The sequence below is a fragment of the Roseateles sp. P4_D2 genome (genome assembly GCF_056401875.1).
In genome coordinates, this window is record NZ_JBFUIM010000005.1 from 51,845 (window position 1) to 67,088 (window position 15,244).

The following is a 15,244-nucleotide window of genomic DNA, read 5'->3' on the forward strand; positions in this document are numbered from 1 at the left end:
TCACTTCTTCGCGGGCGCCTTGGTCGAGCCGCCTTCCTTTTCGCACGTGCCCTTGGCGACGTACTTCCATTCGTTGGCGTCCTTGTCGGCCTTGGACTGGCCGGCGCAGGAGTGACTGCCATTGGCGGTGGCGCAGTCGTTCTGGCCGGCCTTGGCGATGCCGTAGCACTTTTCCTTGGCGGCATCGGCGGCCTGGGCCTGGGCAACCATGCCCAGGGACAGGGCGGCGGCAAGGGCGGAGGACACGAGGGCTTGGTTCTTCATGAGACAGGTCTCCAAAAGGTTGGGGGGTAAAAGGCGGCCGATCATCCGGCGGCAAGAACGAAGTCGCAAGACGCTGCCAAGTCCTTACACTGCCGCCGCCATGACCGCTCCAACCGCCTCAGCGGACTACTGCCGCCAGATCGAAGCCCTGCGCCCGCCGCTGCTGAAGTACGCGCGCCTGCAGCTGCGCAACCCCGCCTGGGCCGAGGATGCCGTCTCTGAAACCCTGCTCGCGGCGCTGGAGAAGCCCCAGGCCTTCGCGGGCAACAGCCAGCTCAAGACCTGGCTGGTCGGCATCCTCAAGCACAAGCTCGTCGACCAGATCCGCAAGAACAGCCGCGAACTGTCGACCACCTGCAGCAGCGAAGACGGCGAGGACCTCGACGATCTGCTGTTCGCCAGCGACGGCCACTGGCGCGAGACCCAGCACGACTGGGGCAACCCCGAGGATTCGCTGCGCCAGGTCGACTTCATGAGGGTGCTGGAGGCCTGCGTCGAGAAGCTGCCCGGCCAGCAGGGCCGCCTCTTCATGATGCGGGAGTGGCTGGAGCTGGAATCGGACGAGATCTGTAAGGAACTGGCGATCACACCGACCAACTTGTGGGTCATGCTGCACCGGGCCCGGCTGAGACTGCGGGACTGCCTGCAGTCCGGCTGGTTCGGCGGCGCGACCGCTGGAGGGGCGACTTGATCAAGCTGAAGATCACCTGCCGGGAGGCCACGCAGATCACGCTCAAGGCGGAAGATCGCAGCATGCCGCTGACCGAGCGGCTGTCGCTGCGCCTGCACCACCGCATCTGCACCAATTGCCGGCGCTTTTACCGCCAGGTCGAGCTGATGCGCCAGGCCAGCGCGCGCTGGCGGCACTACACCGAGGACTGATCAGGCCACCGGTGCGCCCTCGTCGGGCAGGGCCGATGCCAGCGCTTCGTCGCCCTCCAGCGCAATCGCAATCGCCAGCTTGATGGCATCGATCTGAGCCGCCAGGCCCATGCTGGGCACCGTCGGCTGGGTGCGAGCCGCCTGCTCGGGCAGGGCCGGCACATGGATGAAGCCGCTCTTCACGCCAAGGCCAACGAGCCGGTGCTGGAGTTCGAAAAACACCTGGTTGCAGACAAAGGCACCCGCCGTCAACGACAGCCCCACCGGATGGCCGGCTGCGCGCAGCCCGTTGCGAATGGCCTTGACGGGCAGCGTCGAGAAATAGGCCGGCGGCGCGTCCGCCCGCACCGGCACATCCTGCGGGCGCTCGCCGGCGTTGTCGGCGATGCGCGCGTCGATGAGATTGACGGCCAAGCGTTCGATGGAAATCTCTGCCCGGCCGCTCGCAAGGCCCAGTGCGATGACGAGTCCGGGCTTGTGCACGGACAGCGCTTCAGCCAAGACTCTGGGAGCGCCGCCAAAGGTCGTCGGCAGGCAACGCGCCTGCACCGTCGCTCCGGCAATGATCTGGCCATGCAGCGATCGGGCCACTTCCCAGGACGGATTGATGGCCTCGCCGCCAAAGGGCTCGAAACCGGTGAGCAGGATGTTCATGGCCCCAATTGTGTCGTTTCATGTCGAAGCCGGGCGAGCCCGCGGCCCGTCGGTCTGCGGCGTCAGCATGGCGTTTTTCGGGGCCAGCGCGAGCGCCGCAGCCCTCCATAATCATCGGCACACCTGCTGCCCAGCCCATGACCGACCCGTCCCAGCCCCTGCCCTGGCCCCATGGCGATGCCGACTCACCCGCTGCGGCAGGCCCGGCCTCCGGTTTTCTCTGGCCCAGCCCGCCCTATGCCGCCTACCCCCAGCCGCAGGTGCAGCGTGGGTCCGAGGCCTGCGAGATCCTGGGGCTGAACAACAGCCGCAGCATGGGCCAGCTGTTGCAACTCGATGCCAGCGACCGCATCGTGCAGATCAATGTGCCGCCAGCGCGCAACAGCATGCCGCTGAAGTTCAGCCAGTTCCGTGCCGTCAAGCTGCTGCGCACGCTGGAGGTGCCGCCGCGCGATGCCGGCGACCTGAATTCCCCGCTCAGCGTCGACCAGCGCCCGCGCACCGAGTTCCGCGTCGTCTTCACTGGCGGCGATGAGCTCAAGGGCGTGACCATCGGCCATCATCACGACAGCCTGGGCCTGTTCCTTTTCCCGCCGCTGGCCGATGACGACGACTCCGTGCGCCGCGTCTTCGTGCCCCGCGAGGTGCTGGCGAATTTCGAGATCGGTGAGCGCCTGGGCGACCTGCTGCTGAAGGACAAACTCGTCACGCCCGAGCAGCTCAACGCCGCCGCTGTCGAGCAGAACGACCTGCGCCAGCGCCGCGTCGGCGACATCCTCGTCAACCAGCAGATCGTCACCGCCGAGCAACTGCTGCAGGCCATCGAGCAGCAGGCCAAGATGCCGATGGTGCGCATCGGCGAGGCGCTGCTGGCGCTGGAGCTGGTCACGCCCGAGCAGCTCGAGGTGGCACTGGTTCAGCAGCGTGATGACCGCTCCGTGCCGCTGGGCGAGCTGCTGGTGCGCAAGGGCGTCATCAGCCGCGCGCAGCTGCAGTCGGCGCTGGCGCGCAAGATGGGCTACCCGGTGGTCGATGTCGAGAACTTCGCCATCGAGCCTGACGCCGTGCGCAAGCTGCCGCACGCGGTGGCCAAGCGTCTGGAGGTGCTGCCCCTGCTGCTGCGCGACGGCCGCCTTGTCGTGGCCATGGAAGACCCGACGCGGCGCGACGCCCTCGACGAGGTCGAGTTCATCACCCAGCTCAAGGTCGTGCCGACGCTGACCAAGCTCGGCACCCTGCAGTTCGCCATTCCGCTGGCTTTCGACCGCTATGGCGGCGAGCCCCTGCCGCGCGGCAGCGCCGTCGACCCCCTGCCCGACTTCCAGCCCGACTTCACGCTGGACAACTCCAACAAGCTCATCGAGAGCCTGGAGCGCGACAGCAGCGAGCGCAGCGCCAGGGAAGAGGAGTCGCCCATCGAGCAGAGCGACAACTCGCTCGTGCGCCTGATCAACTCGATGATCATCGAGGCGCACAACCAGGGCGTGTCCGACATCCACATCGAGACCTACCCGGGCAAGGAAAAACTCAAGATCCGTTTCCGCCGCGACGGCGTGCTGCAGCCCTATCTGGAGCTGCCCCCCACCTACCGCAACGCGATGATCGCGCGCATCAAGATCATGTGCGACCTCGACATCTCCGAGCGCCGCAAGCCCCAGGACGGCAAGATCAACTTCGCCAAGTACTCGCCCCAGCACCGGCTGGAGCTGCGCGTGGCAACCATCCCGACCAACAACGGCCTGGAAGACGTCGTCATGCGCCTGCTGGCCAGCAGCAAGCCCATGCCGCTGGACCGCATCGGCCTGTCGCCGGCCAACCTCGCCGCTCTGCAGACCGCCGTCGCCCGCCCATATGGCTTGGTGCTCTGCGTCGGCCCGACCGGCTCCGGCAAGACGACGACGCTGCATTCGGCGCTCAGCCACATCAACACCGCCGAGCGCAAGATCTGGACCGCCGAGGACCCCATCGAAATCACCCAGGCCGGCCTGCGTCAGGTCCAGGTGAACGCCAAGATCGACTGGACCTTCGCCAAGGCCCTGCGCGCTTTCCTGCGCGCCGACCCCGACGTCATCATGGTCGGTGAGATCCGTGACCAGGAAACCGCCGAGATCGCCGTCGAGGCCTCGCTGACCGGCCACTTGGTGCTCTCCACGCTGCACACCAACAGCGCGCCCGAGACCATCACGCGGCTGCTGGACATGGGCATGGACCCCTTCAACTTCGCCGACTCGCTCTTGGCCGTGCTGGCCCAGCGGCTGGTGCGGCGCAGCTGCACCGCCTGCCGCACCAGCGAGCCCATGCTTGAGGCCGAGCTGCAGGAACTGCTGGACGACTATCTGCACGTCTTCCCGGCCGAGGGACGGCCCAGCAAGCTCGCGCTGATGTCGGAATGGATCAAGTCCTACGGCCAGGGCGGCCGGCTGATGAAGCACCACAGCCCTGGCTGCACCGCCTGCGGCGGCAGTGGTTACAAGGGGCGCGCCGGCCTGCATGAGCTGCTGACTGTGTCCAAAGACATACGCCGCATGATCCAGACCGGGGCCCGCGCCGAGGAACTACATCACGGCGGCCTCGCCGAAGGCATGCGCTCGCTGCGCCAGGACGGCATCATCAAGGTCTTGCAGGGCATCACGACCCTCGCCGAAGTCCACGCCACCAGCAATGCATGACTGAAAGTTTGAGCCGATGAGCGAAGCACCCGCCGAGACCGCCGCTGCCCCTCGCCCCAAACTGCGCCTGGGTGACGTCCTCGTCGAGCAGCAGCTGATCTCGGCCGAGCAGCTCGGCCAGGCGCTGGAGCTGCAGCGCGCCACCGGCAAGAAGCTGGGCCGCATCCTCATCGAGGCCAACCTCATCACCGAGGAGGCCCTGGCCCATGTGCTGGCCCGCCAGCTGCGCGCGCCCTTCGTCAACCTCAAGACCTTCCCGCTCAAGACCGACCTGGTGCGCCTGCTGCCCGAGACGCCGGCGCGGCGCTTTCGCGCCCTGGTGCTGGAGGAGCGTGGCGATACGCTGCTGGTCGCCATGGCCGACCCGCTGGACCTGTTCGGCTTCGACGAGCTGGCCAAGATCCTGAAGCGCCGCCTGGCCATGGCCGTGGTGGCCGAAAGCCAGCTGCCGGCCGTCTTCGACAAGCATTACCGCCGCAGCGACGAGATCTCCGGCCTGGCCAAGGCGCTGGAGAAGGACATCGGCGACGCCGTCGATTTCGGCGCCCTGCAGGCCAGCGTCGGCCAGGAAGGCGCACCGGTCGTGCGGTTGCTGCAGTCGGTGTTCGAGGACGCGACGCGCGCCGGTGCCTCCGACGTGCACATCGAGCCCCAGGAAGGCGAGCTGTTGATCCGTAACCGCGTCGACGGCCTGATGCAGACGCTCACGCAAGCCGACAAACGCATCGCGCCCGCGCTGGCCCAGCGCCTGAAGCTGATGGCGGGCCTGGACATCTCCGAAAAGCGCCTGCCGCAGGACGGCCGCTTCACGCTGCGCCTGAGTGACCGCACGCTGGACGTGCGCCTGTCCACCATGCCCAGCCAGTACGGCGAGTCCGTCGTCATGCGCCTGCTCGGCCAGGGCTCGGCCCTGCGCCGCCTGGGCGACATCGGCATGCCCGACGACATGCTCAAGCGTTTTCGCGAGCTGCTCGGGCGCGACTCCGGCATGTTGCTCGTCACCGGCCCGACCGGTTCCGGCAAGACCTCGACGCTGTATGCCGCGCTCGCCGAGCTGGACTCGGAGAAGCTCAAGATCATCACGGCCGAAGATCCCATCGAATACCGTCTCCCGGGCCTGACCCAGGTGCAGGTCAACGACAAGATCGAGCTCGATTTCGCCAAGGTGCTGCGCGCCGCGCTGCGCCAGGACCCCGACGTCATTCTGGTGGGCGAAATGCGCGATGCCGAGACGGCCGAGATCGGCCTGCGCGCCGCCATCACCGGCCACCTGCTGCTGTCCACGCTGCACACCAAGGACACCGTCTCCACGCCCTTCCGACTGCTCGACATGGGCGCGCCGCCCTTCATGGTGGCCACCTCCCTGCAGGCCGTGCTGGCCCAGCGCCTGCTGCGCGGCGTCTGCAAGCACTGCGCCGAACCGCACCTGGCCACGCCGCAGGAGCAGGCCTGGATCAACGAGGTGCTGGCCATGAATGGCGAGGCGCCGGGCCTCGTGAAGAGCGTGGCGGGCCGCGGCTGTGCGGAGTGCAACGGCACCGGCTACCAGGGCCGGCGCGGCATCTACGAGATGCTGGAGATGGACCCCGACATGGCTCTGGCCATCCAGAACAGCGACGCCGGCGCCTTCCTGACGGCCGCCCGCAAGTCGCTGCGCGGCAAGACCCTGGCCGACCGCAGCCTGGCGATGGTGCGCGAAAGCAAGACCTCACTGGCCGAGGCGGTGCGCATCAGCGTAGATGCTGAATGACAGAGTTGAAGCCCCTCGCCCAGCCTCGCGCCGCTGAACGCGGGCGAGTCCAGTCGGTCCCCCGCGGGGACGGCGATGCTTGCGGCGTTGAGCCGCAAGCACATCGCCCGCAATCCGGCTCGGGGCGGCCCAGCGCTCGGCTCGCGGCTCGAACGCACAGAAGGCAACCCGCATGAACTTCGCGTTCAAGGGCCGCAACGGCCGCGGTGAGCTGGTTGAAGGCATCGTCGACGCCACCAGCAGCGACGCCGTGGCTGCCCAGCTGATGGCTGGCGGCGTCGTGCCCGTCAGCATCGAGGCGACCACCGAGGCCGTCAGCGTGGCCGGCGGCGGCAACTGGCTCGAAGCCCTGCTCGCCAAGCCCATCACGCAGGAAGACGCCCTGGTGCTGACGCGTCAGATGTACACCCTGCAAAAGGCCGGCGTGCCCATCCTGCGCGCGCTGGCAGGACTGGAGGCCTCCACCAGCCACCCCGGCATCATCGCCCTGCTGCAGGACGTGCGCGCCAGCCTGGACCAGGGTCGCGAGCTGGGCACCGCCTTCGCGCGCCACCCGGCCGTGTTCAGCAGCTTCTACGTCGCCATGACCCGCGTCGGCGAGCTGACAGGCAAGCTGACCGAGGTCTTCCAGCGCCTGGCCGAGCACCTGGAGTTCGAGCTGGACATCCGCGCCCGCATCAAGCAGGCGCTGCGCTACCCCATCATGGTGATCGTCGCGATGGCCATCGCACTGATCGTCATCAACGTCTTCGTTTTACCGAAGTTCGCCGACGTCTTCTCCCACTTCAAGACAGAGCTGCCGCTGATGACACGCATCCTGCTCGGCTTCTCGGGCTGGACGGTGAAGTGGTGGCCCCTGGTCGTGGCTGCTGGCATCGGCGCGGCCTTGGCCTGGCGAAACTGGATCGCCACACCCGGCGGCCGCTACACCTGGGACCGCTTCAAGCTGCGCCTGCCCATCGCCGGCAACATCGTGCTCAAGGCCACGCTGGCCCGCTTCGCGCGCAGCTTTGCGCTGGCCAGCAGCTCGGGCGTGCCCATCAGCCAGGCGCTGACCGTGGTCGCGCAGACCGTGGACAACGCCTACATCGGCGCCCGCATCGAGCAGATGCGCGACGGGGTCGAGCGCGGCGAAAGCATCTCTCGTTGCGCGACGGGCACCGGCGTCTTCACGCCCATCGTGCTGCAAATGATTGCGGTGGGCGAGGAGACGGGCGAGCTGGATACCCTGATGACCGAGATCGCGCAGATGTATGAGCGCGAGACCGATTTCGCCATCAAAGGCCTGTCCGCCGCCATCGAGCCCATCCTGCTGAGCATCATCGGCGGCATGGTGCTGGTGCTGGCCCTGGGTGTCTTCCTGCCACTGTGGAACCTGGGCCAGGCGGCCATGGGGCGTTGAAGCGACGGCCAGGGCGTGAAGCCTGCAACGGTTTGCAGGCCGGTGTGGACCCGTCATAAAACTCGTGCGCAATTCACTTCTCATCGCTGAGCCGCTGCCCGATAGTCCTGTCACCCCCCGGACCACAGCGCCCAGAGCGCAGGAAGGCACCCCATGAACAAGTCTGTGCAAGCTGGTTTCACCCTGATCGAACTGGTGATGGTCATCGTCATCCTCGGCGTGCTGTCGGCCGTCGCCCTGCCCAAGTTCGTCGCCGTTGATGACGACGCCAAGCAGGCGGCCGTCAACGGTTTTGCCGGCGCGCTGAGCTCGGCCTCGGCCATCAACTACGCCGGCCGCAAGGCCAACGGCAACAACGGCGTCGCGGTTACCAAGTGCTCCGATGTCGTCGCGATGCTGCAGAGCCCGCTGCCCAACGGTTTCACCGTCTCGACGGACAGCACCGCGGGCGCCAACATCACCGTGGGCACCTGCGAGCTGACCGGTCACACCGACAAGAAGGCCTTCTTCACCGTCACCGGCATCCTCTGATCCCATGACCCGCGCCCCGCGCACCGACGCGGGCTTTACGCTGATCGAGCTCATCCTCGTCATCGTGATCACAGCCGCCCTGGCGGTGTTCGCCCTCCCCAAGGTGGTGGACACGACGCTGTGGCGGCTGCGTTCTTTTGGCGATGACCTTCAGGGCCGCCACCAGGCCATGCTCAGGCTGGCCCTGCAGCAGCGCCGCCCCATCATCGAGACCATCAGCAGCACCGGCGTGAGCTGGGCCTACGGCAATGGCAGTGGCACCGCCATCGCGACGCTACCCTGCCCTGCGACCGAAAGCCCTTGCTTGTCCTCCAGCGGCACAGTGACCTTCAACAGCGGCAACAGCGGCGCGACGACGACCCACACGGGTGGTGCGCTGACCGTCACGGTCGCCTCCAGCAATTACAGCCAGGCCTACCGCATCGAGGCGGATACGGGCCTGATCTACGCGACTCCTTGAGGCTTGACCCATGAGGCGCTCGGCTAGCATCTCCCGCATGCCGGCCATGCCCCGTCGGCCGCGCCAGTGCGGCCTGAGCCTGATCGAACTCCTGCTCTTCATCGTCGTTGTCAGCATCGCGCTGGCCGCGCTGCTGAAGGTTTTCGTCACGGCCACGACGGCGAGCGCGGAACCCATGATCCGCCGCCAGCAGCTGGCCATCGCCGAGTCGCTGCTGCGCGAGGTGGAGCTGATGAACTTCACCTGGTGCGACCCCGACGATGCCAACGTCGCCACGGCCACGTCGGCCACGGTGTCGCCAACCGGGTGCGCAACGCTCGTCGAAGGCAGCGGCACCGAGCCCGGCGAGACCCGCTACGGCACCACCTCCTTCGACAACGTCAACGACTATGCCGGCTTCTCCATGAGCGGCATCCGCGACGTGACCAACACGGCCATCGCCGGCCTCGGCGGCTACAGCGCCTCGGTCGCCGTGACCTCGGCCGCCCTGGACAACGTCGTGGCCGGCGAGGCGCTGAAGATCACCGTCACCGTCACTGCGCCCGACAGCAGCACGCTGACCTTGCAAGGCTGGCGCACCCGCTTTGCCCCGAATGATGCGAACTGAACGCGCTCGTTCGCGCCAGCAAGGCTTCACGCTGATCGAGGCGGTGATGACCATCGTCCTCACCGGCATCGTCATCACCATCGTCTCGGTCTTCATCGTGCCGGCGACGGATGCCTACTTCGCCAGCAACGACCGCGCCCAGCTCGGCGAACAGGCCGACACCGCGCTGCGCCGCATCGCCCGCGACCTGGCCGGTGCTCTGCCCAACAGTGTGCGCGTGAAGGGCAACAGCCTGGAGCTCATCCCCGTCAGCGGAGCGGCGCGTTACGCCACCGCCGGTGCCGGTGCCTTGCAGTTCGGCGTCGCGCCCGTCCCCAACTTTGCCATCGTTGGGCCGCCGCTCGCGATCAGCCATGCCAGCCAGAAGCTGGCCTGGTACAACCTCGGCGCCGACACGCCGGACGCCGACGCCTACGCCGGTGACAACGTGCGCATCTCCGGCAACGCCGCGGGCAATGCCGTCAACGTCGGCGTCGCGGGCGCAGCGCTGCCCAATGCGCTGCAGTCGCCGCCATATCGCGTCTATGCCATCGAGTCACCCGTCAGCTACACCTGCAATATCGCCGCCGGCACGCTCACCCGCTACAGCGGCTATGCCGCGACAGCCAGCCAGGCCGACCCGCCGGCAGGCACCGCCGCCGTGCTGGCCCGCAACGTCACCGCCTGCAGCTTCAGCTACAGCACGGGCGCGGCGACGGCCCGCTACGCCCTCGCCTCGCTGCAGATTTCGCTAGCCCGCAACGGCGAGACCGTGTCCCTCTATCACGCCGTCCACGTGGACAACCTGCCATGAGAACGCTGCGCGGCTTATCGAACCGGAGTACCGGTTTCACGATGATGTCCATGCTCTTCATCCTCGTGGTGCTGGCCGCGCTGGGCGTGGCGCTGGCCTCGCTGAGCCAGCGCCAGCAGCTCGGCTCGGCCGGCGAACTGGCCGCGGCCAAGGCTTACCAGGCCGCCCTGGCTGGTCTGGATTGGGGCAGCTACCAGGTCCTGCGCGGTGCCGCCCAGCCCATCTGCTTCGCCACCAAGAGCATCGCCCTGCCCGACCAACTGTCCGACTTCACCGTCACCATCACCTGCGCGCGCAATCCGGCCGCCGGCACGGTGACCGACGGCGAGCAGCAACTGGCCTTCTACGTCGTGCAGGCCACCGCCTGCAACATCGCGAGCGGCGGCGCCTGCCCCAACGGCAGCACCACCGAACCCACCTACGCCGAGCGCCAGCTCAGCCGTACCTTGTCGTACAAGACATGCACGCCGCCCGCTGTCTCCTGCTGATCGCCCTGGCCCTGCTGTGCGGCCTCGCGCAGGCCGCGTCCAGCTACACCTTCCGCAGCGACAGCTATGCCTGGGAGACGGCCGCCAATGCCCTCGCGTGGGACCGCAGTTGCACCAGTTACCCGGGCGACGACGACAAGGCCACCATCACCTTCACCGGCGGCTTCAAGTTCACCTTCGCAGGCACGGCCTACACGTCGGTGCGCGTGCTGACCAATGGTGGACTGCAGTTCGGGACCGACACCGGCTTCTTCCGCAATTACACCAACACCGCCCTGCCGGCCGGCGCGGCCGACACGCAGAGTGGCTGCGTTGCCTCGGCCACGACCAACGTCATCCTGGCCTACTGGACCGACCTCGACCCCAGCCGCGCCGGCAGCGGCGGCGTGACCTGGGAGCAGAAGGGCACGGCGCCCAACCGCTACGTCGTCGTGTCCTGGAACGGCGTCTACCAGTACAACACCAGCACCCCCTACACCTTCCAGATCATCCTGTTCGAGAACGGTGAGTTCAAGTACCAGTACGGCAACGCCAATGCGAGCGGCTCCAACGCCACCATTGGCGTGCAGGTCAGCAGCAGCGACACCACCCAGTACTCCTACAACAGCGGCTACAACGCCAACGGCAGCGCCATCCGCTGGTTCGTGCCCAACGGCACGCCGACGCGCCGCGCCGAGTACCGCTTTGACGAATGGAACTACAGCGGTCGCGTCGGCGAGGTGGCGGACAGCAGCGGCAACAGCAACAATGGCGTGCGCGTCGGCAACGCGGCCACCTCGGCCACGGCCAAGGTCTGCCGCTCGCTCAGCATTCCGGCCGACACGACGAGCGCCAGCCACGCAGTGGACACGCTGCTCGACGTCAACTCCGGCATCGGCGACAAGGGCGCCGTGACCTTCTGGTACGACGCCAGCACGGCCTGGAACAACTCGGCGGCGATGCTGCTGGACGCGACGACGTCCACGAGCAAGCCCTTCTTCCTGGTGCGCCAGAGCGACGGCTCCCTGCGCCTGACCGTCACCGACAGCAACGGGCTCGTGGTATCGACCGCCACGCCGGCGCAGTCCGTCGCCGCGAGCACGTGGAAGCACATCGGCATCACCTGGAACCTGGCAGCCGGCACCAACCAGAGCACGCTGCGCATCTATCTCAACGGCGTTCAGATCGGCGCCACGACGGCGACGACCAGCGGCAGCCTGGACAACAGCATCGGCACCCTCTTTGTCGGCGACAACCGCAGCAGCACCGCGCCCACCAATGGCACGCTGAGGTCGGCCAACGGCCTCATCGACGAAATGCGGGTCTACAACTACGAGATCAGCGCGCTGGAGCTGAACGCCGACATGGCGTCGCTCTCGCGCGTCTGCCCGCTGCCGCTGGACCACATTGAAGTCGTTCCCAGCACCACCAACGCCAGCACGTGCTCTCCCACGACGATCACATTGCGGGCCTGCAGCGACACGGCCTGCGCCATCGTCCTTACAAGCTACGTGGGGACAGTGAACCTGTCGACTTCCACCAGCCGCGGCACCTGGGCGCTGTCCAGCGGTAGCGGCAGCTTCAGCCAGCCCTCGCCGGGCAGCGGTCAGTCCAGCTACACCTTCTCGTCGGCGGACCAAGGCGTCGCCCGCCTGACCCTCTCGTACGGCCGGGCCCAGGCGGTCAAAGTGACAGCGGCGGACAGCACTTCCGCGAGCACCAGCACGACGACGGCGGACATCCTGTTCAGCGACAACGCCTTCGTCTGGGCCGAGGACCTTGCGAACAAGATCGATGGCAGCAATGTGGTTGTCGCTGGCCGCCCCCACGACCTCCGCGTCTCTTTGGTGAAGAAGGACAGCACGACGGCCAACTGCGGTGTCGCGACCGACTACAGCGGCACACACAACCTCAAGCTATGGCGCACGGACAAGAACGGCTCCTGGGCGATGCCGAGCCTCGTCAACACAACCGTCACGCCCAACGCGACGCTGCCCGTGCCGACGACGCGACCGTCGACGAACAATCTTTCGCTGGTCTTCAGCGGCGGCGTCGCCAATGTCAGCCTCACGACGACCGACATCGGCAAATACACCCTCAGCCTGGACGACGACTCTCTCACCTACGTCGGATCCACCCTCAGTGGCAGCGTCGGCGATCTGATCGTGCGACCTTTCACCGTCGTCATCAGTGGCTTGACGCTCGGCGGCATCGGCAACCCCGCTGGCAGCAATGCAGCGGACGCCTTCTTCGGCAGGGCTGGGGCCGCGTTCTCGGCAACTGTCGGCGCCTACCGCTGGGCTTCCGGCGCCGACAGCGGCGGCACTGGGGTACCCGACGCGAACGCCACCCTGGCGCAGGTCACGGCCGGCGGCCTCGCTCCGACCTTCAACAGCAGCGTCACTCTGACGCCGGATGCGAGTTTGTATACGCCGGCTGGCGGTACGCCGGGCAGCCTCCTCAACAACGTCATCAGCGGCTTCTCCGGCGGCAGCGCCACCGTGAACAACCTCAGCTACAGCGAGGTCGGCAGCTTTGCGTTGAAGACCAGCGCCGTCGTCGGCAATTTTCTGTCGAGCGGGATCGCATTGGACGCAGTCGTCTTCAAGGCCGACGGCGCCCAGAAGAACCGCATCGGCCGCTTCGTCCCGGCCGGCTTCACGCTGGCGGTGCAAAGCATCACGCATCGCAGTGCGCAAGCCTGCAATCCCATCTCAGCATTTACCTATCTGGGCGAGCCCTTCCAAACGAAATTCACGCTGACCGCGGTGAACGCCCAAGGCGCACCGACGCTCAATTACGACAGCGCCCTTGGCTTTGCCAAACTGAACCTCGCCAATGCCAGCAAGTTTGCTTTGGCCGGCGCCGATGGCGCTACCCGCTTTGTGCCCCCGCAACTGGTGGTGGCGCTCGGTACAGGCACGCAAACCTGGGTGTCGGGTGTTGCCAGCACCCGAGATGCTGCTGGCGCAGTGTCGGCTGGTGTGTCTCTCGTCACGACGGTCAACGCAGCCGCCAATCCCACGGGGCCCTTCAACAACGCCGCCTTCGGCATCGCGCCAGTGGACGACGATCAAGTCGGAATGACGGCCTTCGACCTCGATGCGGACCCGGTCGTGGCCGGCAACGACCGGACCCGGCTGGGGCAAATCCCCCTGCTGCACGGTCGCCTGCGCCTACAAAATGCGCTCAGCGCCGCCAACCGCACGCTGAAACTACCGCTGACCGCCCAATCCTGGAACGGCGCGGCCTTTGTGACCAACGCCTTGGATTCCTGCACCCGCATCACCGCCGCCAACCTCAGCTTCGGCAACTTCCGCAAGACCCTCACCGCTCAGGATGCGGTCATGGACCCCAACGTCCCCGACGCCACTGTCGTCGTCAACCCGTTGCAGCCGACCTACATCACGCTGGCAGCCCCCGGCGGCGGCCGCCTGGGCAGCATGGACGTGGCCGTGGCCTTGGGGTCGACACCCACGGACTCCTCCTGCCTGAAGACCGCGGCTGGCTGGGTGGCAGCGAAACCCGCCACGGCCGGCGCCAACCTCGCATCGCTGCGCGGGGCCTGGTGCGGCGCGGCCGCCACCAGCGACCCCAGTGCCCGCGCCACCTGGGGCCTGTACCGCGGCAGCGACGGCGTCGTCTACCAGCGGGAGAACTATTGATGCGCTGGCCCTGGTCCACCCGCCGCAACGGCCAGCGCCTGCTGCTGCGCCGCGTTGGCGAACAGCATGCCTTTGTGCTGACCGACGGCCCACCCGGTCATGACCAGGACCAGCCGGCCCGGCTGCTGCGATGGGGCCTGATGAGCGAGGCAAAACCCGTCACCTCGGGCGACGCCATCGCGCTGCTGGACCCGGCCGACTACCAGATCCTCAAGGTCGACACCCCCCATGTGCCGCCGGAGGAGCTGAAGGCCGCGGCGCGCTGGCAGATCAAGGAGATGGTCGACGTCGACGTTGCCGAACTGACGCTGGATGTCATGCACGTCGGTGGCGACGTCGAGCGCGCGCAGCGCCAGCTCTTCGTCGTCGCGGCCCGCAACAGCGCCATCAAGGCGCTGACCAACGGCGCTGCGGGCATCAGCAGCAACATCACCATCGTCGATGTCTGGGAGACGGCCTTGCGCAATCTGCTCGCCGCCCAGGCCCGTGCCGATGACCTGGCCGCGCGCGCCTGCGCCGCCGTCCATATCGATGAGCGCCACTGCCTGCTCGTCGTCAGCGCCGGTGATGAACTCTTCTACACGCGCCGCCTCGAAGGCGACCCCGGCCTGCTGGCGCGCGCGCGCGGCGAGCAGGCCGACGCCAGCGCCGCCGAACTGCCGCTGGGTTTCGAATACCAGCCCGGCGGCACATTCGATGCCAGCACCACGCAGGAGTCGCCCCTGGTCGTCGAGCTGCAACGCTCCATCGACGTCTGGGAGCGCAGCTGGCCCGAGCTGCCACTGGCGCGGCTGTACGTCATCACGGCCGAGCACGGCGCGGAGGTTGCGACGCTGATCCAGCGCGAACTCGGCCAACGCACCGTGGCCCTGAATCCGCTGGCCGCCTTCGCGCCCGACGCGCCGGCCCCCGAGGGCGACGCAGCCCAGGCCCTGGGCGCCTGCCTGCCGCTGCTGGGCGCCGCCTTGCGCACCGAGACTCGAAAGTTGTGATGCCCCCTCGTTCACTTCGTTCAACGCCTTGCAGGCCGCACCGCGCCGGGGGCGCGGTTCTTCACCAGCCAGGATTCGCCCACTGGGCGATTCCTGCGCGGGTTCAGC

Annotated in this window: 14 protein-coding genes; 12 read left to right on the forward strand and 2 right to left on the reverse strand. The window is 67.5% G+C overall.

Features of this window, described 5'->3' with window-relative positions:
* Positions 1–264 (reverse strand): BufA1 family periplasmic bufferin-type metallophore, encoded by a 264-nt coding sequence (locus AC1DW0_RS10345; RefSeq protein WP_056202282.1) that lies wholly within the window; start codon positions 262–264, stop codon positions 1–3.
* 100 nt (positions 265–364) lie between these two features.
* Here AC1DW0_RS10345 and AC1DW0_RS10350 point away from each other — a divergent pair, with 100 nt between their 5' ends.
* Both AC1DW0_RS10350 and AC1DW0_RS10355 read left to right on the forward strand, forming a co-directional pair.
* A complete protein-coding gene (locus AC1DW0_RS10350; protein WP_056202280.1) occupies positions 365–955 on the forward strand; it encodes a sigma-70 family RNA polymerase sigma factor in 591 nt (196 codons plus the stop codon).
* Positions 952–1,146: an anti-sigma factor family protein gene (locus tag AC1DW0_RS10355; protein WP_082532926.1), complete on the forward strand. Its 195-nt coding sequence runs from the start codon at positions 952–954 to the stop codon at positions 1,144–1,146. The genes AC1DW0_RS10350 and AC1DW0_RS10355 overlap by 4 nt, the downstream gene beginning before the upstream one ends.
* Here the strand turns inward: AC1DW0_RS10355 and pcp are convergent, their stop codons facing one another.
* The gene (gene pcp / locus AC1DW0_RS10360) at positions 1,147–1,800 is read right to left on the reverse strand and encodes a pyroglutamyl-peptidase I (RefSeq protein ID WP_056202277.1); all 654 of its coding nucleotides are present in this window, start codon (positions 1,798–1,800) and stop codon (positions 1,147–1,149) included.
* A 137-nt stretch (positions 1,801–1,937) separates the two neighbouring features.
* Between pcp and AC1DW0_RS10365 the strand changes: the two genes are divergently transcribed.
* The 10 genes from AC1DW0_RS10365 to AC1DW0_RS10410 all read left to right on the forward strand — a co-directional run bounded on the left by AC1DW0_RS10365 (position 1,938) and on the right by AC1DW0_RS10410 (position 15,136).
* Complete coding sequence (locus tag AC1DW0_RS10365; RefSeq protein ID WP_477945718.1) at positions 1,938–4,469, forward strand: GspE/PulE family protein; 2,532 nt, start codon at positions 1,938–1,940, stop codon at positions 4,467–4,469.
* Between the two features lie 16 nt (positions 4,470–4,485).
* Entirely contained in the window at positions 4,486–6,219 is a 1,734-nt protein-coding gene (locus tag AC1DW0_RS10370; protein ID WP_477945720.1) for a GspE/PulE family protein, read from the forward strand.
* 172 nt (positions 6,220–6,391) lie between these two features.
* Positions 6,392–7,621 carry a type II secretion system F family protein gene (locus tag AC1DW0_RS10375; RefSeq protein ID WP_477945722.1) on the forward strand — a complete coding sequence of 410 codons (1,230 nt, stop codon included), beginning with the start codon at positions 6,392–6,394 and terminating at the stop codon, positions 7,619–7,621.
* Positions 7,622–7,774: 153 nt separating this feature from the next.
* A complete protein-coding gene (locus AC1DW0_RS10380; RefSeq protein ID WP_477945724.1) occupies positions 7,775–8,152 on the forward strand; it encodes a prepilin-type N-terminal cleavage/methylation domain-containing protein in 378 nt (125 codons plus the stop codon).
* Positions 8,153–8,156: 4 nt separating this feature from the next.
* Entirely contained in the window at positions 8,157–8,612 is a 456-nt protein-coding gene (locus AC1DW0_RS10385) for a prepilin-type N-terminal cleavage/methylation domain-containing protein (protein ID WP_477945726.1), read from the forward strand.
* 10 nt (positions 8,613–8,622) lie between these two features.
* Complete coding sequence (locus AC1DW0_RS10390) at positions 8,623–9,219, forward strand: type IV pilus modification PilV family protein (RefSeq protein WP_477945728.1); 597 nt, start codon at positions 8,623–8,625, stop codon at positions 9,217–9,219.
* Positions 9,209–10,012: a prepilin-type N-terminal cleavage/methylation domain-containing protein gene (locus AC1DW0_RS10395; RefSeq protein WP_477946037.1), complete on the forward strand. Its 804-nt coding sequence runs from the start codon at positions 9,209–9,211 to the stop codon at positions 10,010–10,012. Before AC1DW0_RS10390 ends, AC1DW0_RS10395 begins: the two co-directional genes overlap by 11 nt.
* A gap of 50 nt (positions 10,013–10,062) precedes the next feature.
* A complete protein-coding gene (locus AC1DW0_RS10400) occupies positions 10,063–10,500 on the forward strand; it encodes an agglutinin biogenesis protein MshP (protein ID WP_157281967.1) in 438 nt (145 codons plus the stop codon).
* A complete protein-coding gene (locus tag AC1DW0_RS10405) occupies positions 10,473–14,144 on the forward strand; it encodes a DUF6701 domain-containing protein (protein ID WP_477945730.1) in 3,672 nt (1,223 codons plus the stop codon). The genes AC1DW0_RS10400 and AC1DW0_RS10405 overlap by 28 nt, the downstream gene beginning before the upstream one ends.
* A complete protein-coding gene (locus tag AC1DW0_RS10410; RefSeq protein WP_457322775.1) occupies positions 14,144–15,136 on the forward strand; it encodes a hypothetical protein in 993 nt (330 codons plus the stop codon). The genes AC1DW0_RS10405 and AC1DW0_RS10410 overlap by 1 nt, the downstream gene beginning before the upstream one ends.
* The last annotated feature ends 108 nt before the right edge of the window (positions 15,137–15,244 follow it).

Excerpts from the sequence above, each read along its gene's own strand:
- pcp (WP_056202277.1), bottom strand. The coding sequence starts at position 1,800 with ATGAACATCCTGCTCACCGGTTTCGAGCCCTTTGGCGGCGAGGCCATC.
- AC1DW0_RS10345 (WP_056202282.1), bottom strand. The coding sequence starts at position 264 with ATGAAGAACCAAGCCCTCGTGTCCTCCGCCCTTGCCGCCGCCCTGTCC.
- AC1DW0_RS10410 (WP_457322775.1), top strand. The coding sequence starts at position 14,144 with ATGCGCTGGCCCTGGTCCACCCGCCGCAACGGCCAGCGCCTGCTGCTG.
- AC1DW0_RS10385 (WP_477945726.1), top strand. The coding sequence starts at position 8,157 with ATGACCCGCGCCCCGCGCACCGACGCGGGCTTTACGCTGATCGAGCTC.
- AC1DW0_RS10390 (WP_477945728.1), top strand. The coding sequence starts at position 8,623 with ATGAGGCGCTCGGCTAGCATCTCCCGCATGCCGGCCATGCCCCGTCGG.
- AC1DW0_RS10395 (WP_477946037.1), top strand. The coding sequence starts at position 9,209 with ATGCGAACTGAACGCGCTCGTTCGCGCCAGCAAGGCTTCACGCTGATC.
- AC1DW0_RS10370 (WP_477945720.1), top strand. The coding sequence starts at position 4,486 with ATGAGCGAAGCACCCGCCGAGACCGCCGCTGCCCCTCGCCCCAAACTG.
- AC1DW0_RS10375 (WP_477945722.1), top strand. The coding sequence starts at position 6,392 with ATGAACTTCGCGTTCAAGGGCCGCAACGGCCGCGGTGAGCTGGTTGAA.
- AC1DW0_RS10405 (WP_477945730.1), top strand. The coding sequence starts at position 10,473 with ATGCACGCCGCCCGCTGTCTCCTGCTGATCGCCCTGGCCCTGCTGTGC.
- AC1DW0_RS10380 (WP_477945724.1), top strand. The coding sequence starts at position 7,775 with ATGAACAAGTCTGTGCAAGCTGGTTTCACCCTGATCGAACTGGTGATG.
- AC1DW0_RS10365 (WP_477945718.1), top strand. The coding sequence starts at position 1,938 with ATGACCGACCCGTCCCAGCCCCTGCCCTGGCCCCATGGCGATGCCGAC.
- AC1DW0_RS10350 (WP_056202280.1), top strand. The coding sequence starts at position 365 with ATGACCGCTCCAACCGCCTCAGCGGACTACTGCCGCCAGATCGAAGCC.
- AC1DW0_RS10400 (WP_157281967.1), top strand. The coding sequence starts at position 10,063 with ATGCTCTTCATCCTCGTGGTGCTGGCCGCGCTGGGCGTGGCGCTGGCC.